The sequence below is a fragment of the Embleya scabrispora DSM 41855 genome, from assembly GCF_000372745.1.
Taxonomy (GTDB): Bacteria; Actinomycetota; Actinomycetes; order Streptomycetales; family Streptomycetaceae; genus Embleya; species Embleya scabrispora.
Genome location: NZ_KB889586.1, coordinates 1 through 12,180 on the forward strand (window position 1 = coordinate 1; position 12,180 = coordinate 12,180).

The 12,180-nt window shown below is 71.5% G+C and carries 7 protein-coding genes and 2 pseudogenes; 6 read left to right on the forward strand and 3 right to left on the reverse strand.

Going from position 1 to position 12,180, the window contains the following annotated elements; genetic code table 11:
- Positions 1 to 409: 409 nt before the first annotated feature.
- A pseudogene (locus A3IC_RS67290) lies at positions 410 to 577 on the reverse strand (transposase); the annotation flags it as partial.
- Positions 578 to 778: 201 nt separating this feature from the next.
- Between A3IC_RS67290 and A3IC_RS0109000 the strand changes: the two are divergent.
- From A3IC_RS0109000 to A3IC_RS0109015, 4 genes are read left to right on the forward strand one after another with little or no spacing between them, the layout of a single operon-like run.
- Complete coding sequence (locus A3IC_RS0109000; RefSeq protein ID WP_020549734.1) at positions 779 to 1,867, forward strand: MBL fold metallo-hydrolase; 1,089 nt, start codon at positions 779 to 781, stop codon at positions 1,865 to 1,867.
- 49 nt (positions 1,868 to 1,916) lie between these two features.
- Entirely contained in the window at positions 1,917 to 2,714 is a 798-nt protein-coding gene (locus A3IC_RS0109005; RefSeq protein WP_020549735.1) for an alpha/beta hydrolase, read from the forward strand.
- 29 nt (positions 2,715 to 2,743) lie between these two features.
- On the forward strand, positions 2,744 to 3,532 hold the full coding sequence (locus A3IC_RS0109010) for an SDR family NAD(P)-dependent oxidoreductase (protein WP_020549736.1): 789 nt from the start codon (positions 2,744 to 2,746) through the stop codon (positions 3,530 to 3,532).
- Positions 3,533 to 3,582: 50 nt separating this feature from the next.
- Positions 3,583 to 4,578, forward strand: coding sequence for an alpha/beta fold hydrolase (locus tag A3IC_RS0109015; protein ID WP_020549737.1), 996 nt, complete (start codon positions 3,583 to 3,585; stop codon positions 4,576 to 4,578).
- A gap of 76 nt (positions 4,579 to 4,654) precedes the next feature.
- On the opposite strand, the gene A3IC_RS0109020 is transcribed toward A3IC_RS0109015, so the two are convergent.
- Positions 4,655 to 7,453: a helix-turn-helix transcriptional regulator gene (locus A3IC_RS0109020; protein WP_211232273.1), complete on the reverse strand. Its 2,799-nt coding sequence runs from the start codon at positions 7,451 to 7,453 to the stop codon at positions 4,655 to 4,657.
- A gap of 54 nt (positions 7,454 to 7,507) precedes the next feature.
- Positions 7,508 to 10,351: a helix-turn-helix transcriptional regulator gene (locus A3IC_RS0109025; protein WP_106668835.1), complete on the reverse strand. Its 2,844-nt coding sequence runs from the start codon at positions 10,349 to 10,351 to the stop codon at positions 7,508 to 7,510.
- Positions 10,352 to 10,478: 127 nt separating this feature from the next.
- Here A3IC_RS0109025 and A3IC_RS0109030 point away from each other — a divergent pair, with 127 nt between their 5' ends.
- Together A3IC_RS0109030 and A3IC_RS64460 are read left to right on the forward strand one after the other, a co-directional pair.
- Complete coding sequence (locus A3IC_RS0109030) at positions 10,479 to 10,823, forward strand: hypothetical protein (RefSeq protein ID WP_158695862.1); 345 nt, start codon at positions 10,479 to 10,481, stop codon at positions 10,821 to 10,823.
- A 261-nt stretch (positions 10,824 to 11,084) separates the two neighbouring features.
- Positions 11,085 to 11,914 (forward strand): annotated as a pseudogene (locus A3IC_RS64460) (transposase); the annotation flags it as partial.
- Positions 11,915 to 12,180: the final 266 nt, after the last annotated feature.

Genomic DNA, 12,180 nt, shown 5'->3' on the forward strand with positions numbered 1-12,180 from the left:
CCGAGGACCGCGAGCGGAACCAGTGCGGTGAGGGCGCTGGACGCCAGGGCCATCGAGCGGTCGAAACCGACGATCCGCTGAAACCGGTTGACGACTCGCAACGCGAAGGCCGGACGCAGCCAGAACGTCAGCGTTCCGACGAGACGCTCGCGATTGATCCTTGCCGTCCTGCCCTCCGTGAAGAGTCGGAACCTGTGTGGCGGCGCGAGCTTAACGGACGGTTACGGGTCGATGACGGGCGACACGCTTCGTTACCCCGACATCAGGATTCGCTATTGCGCCGGAGCGGGTCGCCTGGGGGTAAGGGCACCATCTGGGATTAGGCCGCCGGGGAGCACTACTTCATATGCGGGGTGCTCCACCGGAGTCCTCATGGTGCTAGACGCTTCAAAGAGTCTTGGAAGCCGTCTCATTTGGCGTATCGGCGGTAGCAAATGAATGCGGCCGCGATGCTGACGAACGCTCCGAAGTGCGATGCCTTGACCTCGTATCGACGGTGGAGTCGGCGGAACGCGTTCAGCCAGGACACCGTTCGCTCGACGACCCATCGGTGTCTGCCGAGGCGCGTGGAGGAGTCATTGTGCCGTCCGCGCACAGCTGCCCTGTCGGCTCCCGCCCGGGGAGAACCCCAGCCCTGCGGCGGCCGCGTCCGACAACGGGACTGGGGTCTTTCCACGGTGCGAGCGTTGCCGGCCGGGTGGTGTCCTGGGCCCGATCCACCCGATCCACGATCCACCCGACCGACCCGGGCGCCAGACCGATCCCGAAAGGCCAGACCATGACCGCGAAACCCGGGCCGCCCCTGGCGGACCGCCGGACGTTCCTGCGCACGGCGACCGCCGCGGCGGCGATCCCCGCCGTGGTTCTCGCCACCGGCGCGCTCGCAGGTACGGCGCAGGCCGCACCCTCGCCCGACCTCGACCTCCCCGACTTCGCACCCGTGCCGGCCGCAGCGCAGGGTCCCGCGCTCAACAGCGCGGGCTACTTCGTCGGCCGTATCGACGGACACCTGTACTGGGTCACGGACGGCAACTACCAGGCCATGTTCCTCAGCACGCGGGAAGGCGTCGTCCTGGTCGACGCGCCGCCGACCATCGGCCACAACCTGCTGCGGGCGATCGCCGAGGTCACCCGGGCCAACGGCCGTCCGGCCACGGTCACCCACCTGGTCTACTCGCACTCCCACGCCGACCATGCCGGAGCCTCGTCGATCCTCGGCAAGGACGTGGTCCGCATCGGGCACAGCGAATGCCGGCGCTTCCTGCTCCGCGCGAAGGACCCCAATCGCCCCGCCCCGACCGTCACGTTCGAGGACCGGTACACGCTCCAGGTGGGCGGCGAGCGCCTGGAACTGGCCTACCACGGCCCGAACCATTCACCGGACAACATCTTCATCCACGCCCCGGCCCACCGGACGCTGATGGTGGTCGACGTCCTGTATCCGGGCTGGGTGCCGTTCAAGCACCTCGCCGTATCCCAGGACATCCCGGCCTGGCTGCGCGCGCAGCACATCGCGATGGCCTACCCGTGGCGGACGCTGGTCGGCGGCCACCTCGGCCGGCTCGGGGTACGCGCCGACGGAGAACTCCAGCTGGCCTACATGGCCGACCTGGAGGTCTCCACACGGGCCGCGATGAGCCTGGATCCGGCCCCGTACTTCGCGAAGTACGGCCCGGCCGGCAACTCCTGGGCGGTCTTCAAGACCTACCTGGACGCGGTCGCGGCGGCCGCCGCCGCGCCGGTCGTCGCGAAGTACACCGGAGTTCTGGCCGCCGCGGACGTGTTCACGCTGGACAACGCGGGCACCTTGGTCGAGTCCTTCCGGATCGACGCCGGGATGCTCGGCCCGTTCGGCACCCGCCCGTGACCCGGCCGCCGGCCCCGTCCCTCCCGCACCCGAGAACGGAGAATCCGCGATGATGACCCCCATACCGGTCCTGTTCATCCACGGCCTGTGGCTGCACGCCTCGTCCTGGGACGCCTGGACCGAGCTGTTCCGCGCCGAGGGCTACGCGCCGTCCGCGCCCGGCTGGCCCGGCGACCCCGACACCGTGGCCGAGGCGCGCGCGAACCCGGAGAGCATCGCCGACCACGGCATCGACGACGTCGTCGAGCACTACGCCGGCATCATCCGCGGACTGGACCAGCCGCCGATCCTGGTCGGCCACTCCTTCGGCGGCATGATCGCCCAGAAGCTCCTCGGGCAGGACCTGGCCGCCGCGGCCGTCGCCGTCGACGCCGCCCAGATCAAGGGAGTCCTTCCGCTGCCGCTGTCGGCGCTGCGGTCCACCCTGCCGGTGTTCAAGAACCCGGCGAACCGGCACCGCGCGGTCTCTCTCACCGCCGCGCAGTTCCGCTTCGCGTTCGGCAACGCCGTGTCCGCCGAGGAGTCCGACGTGCTGTTCGAGCGCTGGGCGATTCCGGCGCCCGGCAAGCCCCTGTTCGAGGCCGCGGCCGCCAACTTCAACCCCCACTCGCCGGCCAAGGTCGCCACCGGTAACGCCCATCGCGGACCCCTGCTGCTGATGACCGGCGGCAAGGACCACACCGTCCCGGAGTCCGTCACCCGCGCGACGCTCAAGCAGTACCGGCACTCGCAAGCCGTCACCGACATCACCGACTTCCCCGAAAAGGGTCACTCCCTGACCATCGACAGCGGCTGGCGCGAAGTCGCCGATACGGCACTGGCCTGGCTGCGTTCGCACTCCCTGTAGCCGGGCGTCCCCCGCGGAAGGAGCACGACATGGAACTCGGAATCGCCGGCAGGACGGCGGTCGTGACCGGCGCCGGCCGCGGCATCGGACTGGCCGTCACGCGCGCCCTGGTCGACGAAGGCGCGCGGGTGGTGGCCGGATCCCGCGAAGTCACCGCCGAACTTGAGCAACTCACCGCCGACGGCCGGGTCGTCGCGGTGGCGGTCGACCTGGCCGAACCGGCGGGACCCGCCGAACTGATCGCCTCAGCCACCGCCGCGTTCGGCGGGCTGGACATCCTGGTCAACAACGTCGGCGCGGTCCGGCCGCGCACCGGGGGCTTCCTCACCGTGACCGACGACGACTGGGACGCGACGCTGACCGTCAACTTCCTGGCGGCGGTCCGCGCGACGCGGGCGGCCCTGCCGATCCTCCTCGACCGGGGCGCAGGAAGCATCGTCACCGTCAGCTCCGTCAACGCCTTCCTGCCCGACCCGTTGGTCATCGACTACGGGGCGGCCAAGGCGGCACTGTCCAACTTCTGCAAAGCGCTGTCGAAGGAAATCGGCCCGCGCGGTATCCGCGTGAACACCGTCAGCCCCGGCCCGGTCGCCACCGCGCTGTGGGTCGGCCGGTCCGGCGTCGCGGCCACCGTGGCCCAGGCAGCGGGCGGCACCGCCGACGACGTGGCCAGGCAGGCCGCGGCCGCCGCCGCCACCGGCCGCTTCACCCGGCCGGAGGAAGTCGCCGACCTCGTCGTGTACTTGGCCGGTGACCGCGCGGCGAACATCACCGGGGCCGACTTCACCATCGACGGTGGTCTCGTCACCACTTTGTGACGCATCCACGTCCAGGCGACCACCGTCCTTCCCATCCCACCGGAGCACACGTGAAGCTCACGCATGCCCTCATCCGCCGACCGATGCTCGCGGCCGTCGTCGCCACCACCGTCTTCGCCGCGGCGGTCACCGTGGGTGCCGCCGAGCCCGCACCCGCGGCGGCCGCATCCGCGAGAGAACACATACCTGTCGGCTTCGGCGAGCGCAAAGCCGAACTCGGCGCGGTCGACCTCAACTACGTCATCGGTGGCCACGGCCCGACCCTGGTACTGATCCACGGCTACCCGCAGACCTGGTACGAGTGGCACGACATCCTTCCGGCCCTCGCCCAGCACTACACCGTCATCGCCCCCGACCTGCGCGGCGCCGGCAAGAGCGACGCCCCGGCGACCGGTTACGACAAGAAGACCATGGCCGACGACATCCACCGACTGTTGGTCGCACTCGGGCGCGACCAGGACGTCCGGATCGTCGGCCACGACATCGGCACCATGGTCGCGTACGCCTACGCCGCGGCTCACCCCACCGACGTCACCAAGCTCGTGCTCAGCGAGGCACCCATCCCCGACCTGGGCATATACCAGTTCCCCGCGCTGACCGCCGACGGCCCGGGCGTGTGGAACTTCGGGTTCTTCAGCGTCGCCAACGGCCTGCCCGAAGCCATGATCCGCGGCCGTGAACGGACCTGGACCGACCGCTTCATCGACCAACTGGAGTTCCGCAAAGGATCGGTCACCGCGCACGAGGTCGCGGTGTTCGCCCGCTACCTGAAGGACCGCGACCGCCTCAACGGCAGCCTGGCGTGGTTCCGCGCCTTCCCGCAGGACATCGCGGACAACGCCGCGTACGTCAAGACTCCGCTCACCATGCCCGTGCTGGCCATCGGCGCCGACCACAGCCTGGACGACACCTTGGAGAAACAGGCGATCCGATACGCGACGAACGTCACCGGCAAGGTCATCGGCGACTCCGGCCACTGGATCTACGAGGAGCACCCCGCCGAGCTCACCGGCATCCTGCTGGCCTTCCTCAACAACGGCCCGTGACCTCGCGGACGATCCGGGTCCCGCAGCGGCATCCCCCGGCCCGCCGGCGTGCCGGGGATCGCCGCGTCCGGGCTCCTCATGCGTCCGCGGCCCCGTCGTCGAGGACGGACTTGAGCTGTCGTCGCGAGGTGATGCCGAGCCTGCGGAAGACCTTGTTGAGGTGGTACTCGACGGTCGACGTCGTGATGAACAACCGGGCGGCGATCTCGGTGTTGGTGGTTCCGCCGGCCGCCAGCTCCGCAACCCGGCGCTCCTGCGGGGTCAGGCCGAGCCCGCCCCGGGAATCGCGCTTCCTGGCGTGCTCACCGGTGGCCCGCAGTTCGACGCGGGCACGCTCGGCGAACCCCGCCGCACCCATCCCCGCGAACATCTCGTACGCCGTGCGCAGTTCGACACGCGCCTCGCCGCGCCGCCTGCGTCGACGCAGCCACTCGCCGTACAGCAGATGCGACCGCGCCAATTCGGTCGCCACCTTCGTCCGGCCGAGCAGCTCCACGGATTCGAGGTACAGCGCCTCGGCGTGGTCGTCGTCGGCCATCAGCGCGCGGCAGCGGGCCAGCAGGCCCAGCGCCCAGGGGGTGCCCGCTGCCGGTGCGCGCTCCTCCAGACGGGTCAACGCGTCCTTCGCGGCGTGATGGTCGCCGCAGCGCACGCCGGCCTCGACGACGTCGTGCGCCACCCGGGCCGCCGCGCTGCAGTTGTCCTTCGCGAAGGTGATCCGCGCCAACGCCAGTGCCTCGGCGTACCGTCCATGACCGATCTCCAGCACGGTGAGGCAGTTGCGGGCCCAGTCGCCGAACGCGTCGTGCTCCTTCTCGGCCACCCAGTGCCGTGTGATCACGTCGGCGGCGGCCCGGGTCTCCGCCTCACGGCCGCTCCAGGCCAGCAGGTCGATCCGGTGGGCGGGGCCCACCTGCGGCAGCCCGACGAGCGCGGCAAGCTCCTCGGACTCGTCGATACAGGCCGCCGCGGCGGCGAAGCGGCCGGCACGTTGCTCCCACGTGGACCGCACCAGCAGCGTCGTCCACAACGCACTGAGCGCGCCGCTGCCGCGTTCGTGTTCTTCGAGCCGCCTGTTCGCCGCGTATCCGCCCGCGTCGTCCCACAGTTCGTCTGCGGCGTAGCCGGCGAGCACGGCGAGCGGCAGGCCGTCCTCGACGATGTCGGGTCCCTCGCACAGGACGTCCAACGCTCGGCGCAGGATCGGGACGGACGCCGGGTGGCCGACGTGCACGCGTACGGCGAACCCCTTGAGCAGGAGGTCTTCGGCGGTCGAGGGCTCCGGCAGCATCGCGGGTGAGCCCAGCACGGCGCCACCGAAGTCCCGAGGTGCGAGGGAGCTGTGGTTGCCGAGCAGCATCGCGTGCATGCCTTCGAACAACATCTTTCGGGCCAGCGCCGGCTCGGTGTCGGCGATCGAGCGGGCCGCGTCCAAGAGGAGGGGTGGGACGCCGGCGATGCGTGCGAAGCACAGATCGATGGTTGCTCTGGCCCGCACCGCGCGCGCGTGCAGGACCGGGTCGCCGGGGCCGAGAAGCGGCATGGCCCGGTCGAGAAGGGCCTGCGCCGCGTCCGGATCCCCGGCGACGAGATACGCGCGCGCCGCCTCGATCAGGCGCGCGGGCCGACCGTCCGCGGACAGTTGCGCGGCCCGCGAGAGGAGCGCCGCCTGCTCCGCGTACCCGCCGCGGACCCGGACTCGCTGCGCGGCGGCCGCCAACTCCGCGGCCACTTCGTCGTCCAGCCCGATCGTCGCCTCTGCCCGGTGCCAGGCCCGGCGGACCGGGTCGCGGGCCGGATCGCTGAGCGCGGCGAGCGTCTCGTGCACGCGGCGCCGATCCGCGGCGTCCGCGCCCCGATAGACCGCGGAGCGGATCAGGGGGTGCCGGAACCCGGTGGGGTCGTCGGGAGCGAGGATGCCGGCGGAGACTGCGGCGTCCGCGGCCTTGGCGGGGATGCCGAGGACACCGGCCGCGCGCCACAGCAGCAGCGAGTCCTCGGGCGGGGCGGCGGAGAGGAGGAGCAGGAGCGCCCGGGTCTCGGCGGGCAGGGCGCCGATACGGTGCGAGAAGTGCGATTCGAGGCGTGCGCCCACCGGAAGCGGCGCGTGCAGCGGCGTCGTGCCCGCCAGATGCTCGGGTGCCAGGGTGCCGGCGATCTCGATCAGGGCCAGCGGGTTGCCGCCGGTGTCGGCGACGATCCGGGCAGCCATCGCCGGGGCGAGGCGCCCCGGGACAGCCGCTCTGAGCAGGGCCCCGGCGTCGGCTCCCGGCAGTCCGTCGAGCCGGAGGGCGGCGATGCCGTCGAATGGTCCGGGGCCCGCGGGCTCCTCGCGGCCGGCCAGGATCAGGCCGATGGCGTCGGCGTGCAGGCGGCGTGCGGCGAACGCGAGCGCGTCGGACGACTCGCGGTCCAGCCACTGCAGGTCGTCGACCAGGCACAGCAGCGGCTGCTCCAACGCCGCCCCGGCCAGCAGCGTGAGGCAGGCCATGCCGACGAGGTACCGGTCGGCCGGCGGACCGGCGAACATGCCGAACGCCGAGCGGAGTGCCTCGCGTTGCGGAGCAGGGAGCGCGTCGAGGCCGGCCAGCAGAGGACGGAGCAGCCGGTACAGGGACGCGAAGCCGAGGCGGGCCTCCGACTCGACCCCGGCGGTCCTGACGACGCGGAGGTCCCCGGCGGTCTCGGCCACCCGGTCCAGCAGCCGCGTCTTGCCGACGCCGGGCTCGCCGCCCAGCACGAGCGTGCAACTGCGCCCGTCCCGAACCCCGGCCAACAGGGTCGCCACAGCGGCGAGTTCGCTGTGCCGCCCGGTGAACGGGGCGGGTCGGGCACGGGAACCTACCCACAGCGGTATCGTCACCGCTTCAGCCAAGCACCAGCCTCCCTGGGGGACCCTAGGGGCGGACCCTAGTTCGCGGGGCCGCGCCTATGCCCGGCGGCCGCCCAAAGCCTCGCCGAGCTGCCTGCGCGAGGAGATGCCGAGCTTGGTGTAGATGTTGGACAGGTGGTACTCGATGGTCTTGTGGCTCACGTATAGCTCCGCCGCGGCCTCTTGATTGGTCCGACCCCCCGCGATGAGATGCGCTACCGACAGCTCCCGTTCGGTCAGGACCGGCCGCCGGTCGGGACCCTCGGCGGGGGCGCCGAGTCCGACAGCCGACAGGTCCGCGGCGCAGCGGCGCAGGAACGGGTCCGCCCGCAGTGCGCCGAAACGACCGTGCGCCGTCGTGAGCCACTTCGCGGCCTGGCGGCGGGGCGCGGATCCGGTGGCCGACAGGGTTCGTCCGTAGGCCTGCTCGAGCATCGCGCGGTAGAGCGGCGCGCTGTCGGCGGCGGCATCCGTGTGCACCTCCGCAGCGGCAGAGGAGCCCACCGCCTGCTCGTAGATCGCCAGTGCGTCGCGCGGCCGGCCCTCGGCTTCGGCGAGGACACCCGCGAGCCTGGCCACGACGATCCTGAGATAGCCGGTGCCGTCGTAGCCCTCGTGGAGGTCGCGGAGCGCCCGCGCCGCGGCTGCGAGTTGTCCGGTGCCGGTCAACGCCTCGACCAGCAGGGACTGCTGCCACAGCCAGAAGGGCTTGAACCGGAGCCGGATCCCGTCGCCTTCGGTGCGGGACGCCCGGTCGAGCAGCGGTTCGAGCGCGCGCAGCATGGCCGGGTGGTCGGCCCGCGCCTGGGCCAGCGTTGCCGCGGCCAGCGACGAGTACACGATCTCCACGGGGGAGCCGAGGGCCTGGGTGAGCTGGGACAGGACCTCGACGTGTCCGTCGGCCGCGTCCCACTGCCCGCGGCCGGCCTGCACGCACACCGCGGCGAACCGCGCCGCCGCGTCGCCGATCCGCTGGTCCTGGGCGGCCGCGATCGCCAGCGCGCGGTCCGCCGCGGATTCTCCGGCGTTCCAGTCGCCGTCGAGATAGTCCACCACCGACATGAGCGAGAGCGTCAGGGAACCGAGCTTCGACCCGGCACCTTGCCGGTCGCGCCTTGCGACGGTCGCCAGATCGGCCCGGGCCGAGGCGAGTTCCCCCAGAAACAGGCGCAGGACGCCGCGCGTGGCCAGCGTGTCAAGCTGATGGTCCGGCACCGTGGAGCTCTCCGCGGGCAGGTGCGCGACATCCCGCAGGGCCGCGCGCGGCCCGCGGTCCCAGAGCCGGCCCGTCGCCAGGACGGCGCGGGTGAAGTCCGTCGTGGCGGGGTCGAGATCGCCGATCGTCAGGGTCTGCCGGGCGATCTCCACCGTCTCGGCGCCGCGGCCGTTGCGGAGCATGATGTTGGCCAGGAACGTGCCTGCGAGCACCGCCACCCAGTCGGCACCCGGCTCGGCGAGAGCCGACCGCCATGCCTTGTTCAGCAGTGCTTCGCCGGACGGGAACCGACCGGCCGTCATGTCCATGACACCCAACACGCAACTGCGCAGCGGCCCCGGCGCGCAGTCCTCGACCTGGGGCCGCAGTTTGGCGGCGGTGACCGGCTGCATGGTGAGGAGCGACTGGGCGCAGGCGGTCAACAGCCGCCGTTCGCGGTCGTCCCGATGCTCGGACAACGCGGACGCCCACAGCAGGCGCGTCGCCGCCAAGGCGTTGCGGCCGCTCGACGCCTCGCGCGTCGCGGACTGCTCGAGCTCGTCGGCGAGCTGCGGATCCGCGCTGGTCGCCGCCGCGACCCGGTGCGTCCACGCCGCAGCCGTACCGACCAGGGCCGCGGCACCCGCGTGCAGCGCGCGGCGGCGTTCAGGGCCTATCGCGTCGTACACGGCGTCGCGTTGCAGGGCGTGGACCAGAGCGACGGGGCTCTGCGGTTCGGTCGGCCACCACTGCGCGAGTCCGACCGCCAGCGCGGGGCCGAGTGCGCGGGCCGGGTCCTCGAGTGCGGCGAGTCGGGCGGCTGTCGCGAGCGGAACCCGCGTGTCCAGCACCGCCATCGCCTCCAGCAGCTCCACGGATTCGCGGGGGAGGCGGTCGACCTGGGCGCGGATCCCGACCTGGAGCGAGCGGGGCACCGGCCACCGCTCGAACGCCTCGTCGCGGAGCGTGTCGACGGGAACCTCGGCCAACACCGTGCGGAGGTAGAGGGGGTGCCCGCGGGTGTAGGCGTGCAGCCGCCGGACCAGGGCCGGAGCCAACCGCGCCTCGATCAGCCCGCGTGCCAGCTGGGCCACATCGCCGTCGTCGAGCCCGTCCAACCCGATCCGCACAGCACGGTCCGACGACCGCACCAGCCGGTCCGGCACCCCGGCTGAGCCCTCGGCGTCGGGGCGGGTGGCCAGGACCGTCAGGACCCGGTCCGCCCACAGCCGGCGTACGACGAACCCCAGTGTCTGCACGGACAGGGTGTCCGCCCACTGGAGGTCGTCCACCACCACCGCCACCGGGCCCATGTCCTCCTGCAGCGCGCCCAGCAGGAGCAGCAACTGCCCACCGACGGCATGCGCGGGCGCGCCACTCGTTTCCTGCGCGAGCAAGGGGAACCGCTTCACGAGTGTCGGGTCCAGGCGGCGCACCAACTGCCCGACCACGCCGCCCGGCAGGTCGCTCTCCGACGGGTCACCGGTGGCCCACAGGAGTGTGAAGCCCGCCAAGTCGGCGCTGAACCGGCGGAGGAGAGCGGTCTTCCCGATGCCGGCCTCGCCCTCGACGACAGCGAGCCACGACTCGCCGCGTCGCGCCTTGTCCGCGCACTCGTCAAGCCGCTGCGATTCACGAACGCGGCCGACGAACAACCCGGCACGGCTCTCACCGCGCACGCTACCGGCACCTATGGGGTCCCCCATGTGTTGACCTCCAGGGCCGAAACGATGACATGCGCAATGGCATCGCCACAGTGCGGGTGAACAGCACCTTAGCTTGACGTTCAACCTCCGGCGGCGGGTACTTGTGCTGCTCGATGGATTGCCGGTCGTGATCGCTCCGGTAGGCCCGCGTCTCGCGGAGGTATTTCCGACGCTCGCCCGAGACATCGTCGAGATGCTCGGTACCGAGGAGGACGGTCACGCCTTGGCGTCGACGATCGGTGACCTGGTGTTCCTCGCTCGGTGCCCCTGCCGGCCCGACTGCGATGCCTTGTTGACGGCCTCGTTCGGTTCTTCCGGATCCGGGGTGGTGACCTTGCAGCGTGACGACGACATCATCTGGTTGTGGCTGGACGACTCCGGCGCCATCGCCTGGATCAAGGTCCCCGATCACGATGTCCTCGGGCCGGGCGCGCGACGAACCGATCCCGCCCACGGCGCGACGTCCGTGTAGACGCAGCTCCGGATTTCTCATGGGAACGCACTGCGTTGCGTGGTTACCTCAGTGTGCGTCGCGGCAGCACCCGGGCGGTCCCGTGTCCAGGTTTTCGACGTTCGGTTGTGGTGTCGGCGGCCCTCGCCGGATCCTGTGTTTCGACCGAGGGGCACATGACGGATCGGGGCGAAGGCCATGCTGACGGGTCCGTCGTACGGGCCGGAACGGGTTGAGGCGTTCGGGCAACTGTCGTAATTCCGGCACGAGTTCCATGGCTGCCTGACCCGTCGCGGTGATGCGCTGTTCGAGTTGACCGATGCGGTGCTGTGCGCCGACGGGCCGGTGAAGACACTGGTCGGGCTCTCGCTCGCGCCGGAGCACCGTCGTGGGCACGGAGCGCTGTACGGTGCGGTCGACCAGGGCCGGATCGACACCGCCCGGTTGCGGGACGCGCTGGTTCGGCTGCCGCTGCCGAGGGCCGCGGACGGGCGGATCGTGCTCGCGGTCGACGTCTCGCCGTGGTTGCGGCCGGATGCGGACACCAGCCCGGGCCGGTCCTTCTGCCGTACCTACGGGCGGGGCGAGGGTATGCACCGGATGGTGCCGGGCCGGCCCTACTCGGTCGTCGCCGCACTGCAACCCGGTCGCAGCTCGTGGACCGTGGTCCTGGACGCGGTACGGCTCGGGCCGGGCGAGGACGTCGCCGCCGCGACCGCCGCCCGGGTCCGCGTGGTAGTCGAACGCCTGGTCGCCGCCGGGGAGTGCGGACCGAAGGATCCTGCCCAGTGGCGGCGAGGCCGAGCCGGTCCGGCTGTGGTGGTCCAAGACCGACGCGACCGACGCCGACGTCGACCGCTGTCGGCAGTCGTTCCTGCGACGCTTCGACATCGAGCACATGTTTCGCCTGTTCAAGCAGACCCTCGGCTGGACCGCGCCCGGGATCCGGGACCCGGAAGCTGCGGATCGATGGACGTGGATCGTGATCACCGCCCCTCGCACGAGCCCTGGTCCACGATTTGCGACGCCCCCGGGAGAAGCCCGCCAAACCGAACGGACTCACTCCTGCCCGGGTCCGTCGCGGGTTCCGGAACCTCCGCACGAAGACCGCGAGGCTGTCGCACAACTGCCGCTCTCGGATAGTCAAGCAGTTCCCACTGTTCGAGTTTCAGCCACGCTGATCAGTCGGATGCCAGACACATGGGGTTCAACTTCGTTACCTATGACGTCGATTGCGCGTTCGCGATGCCGCAGGACATCCGGGAATGGCTTCCGGCCGGACATCTGTGTTGGAAGGTCATCGCCACCGTCCGGCAACTGGACCTGACGGCCTTTCTGGACGAGTACCGCGCCGACGGCCAGGGCAGGGCGGCATACG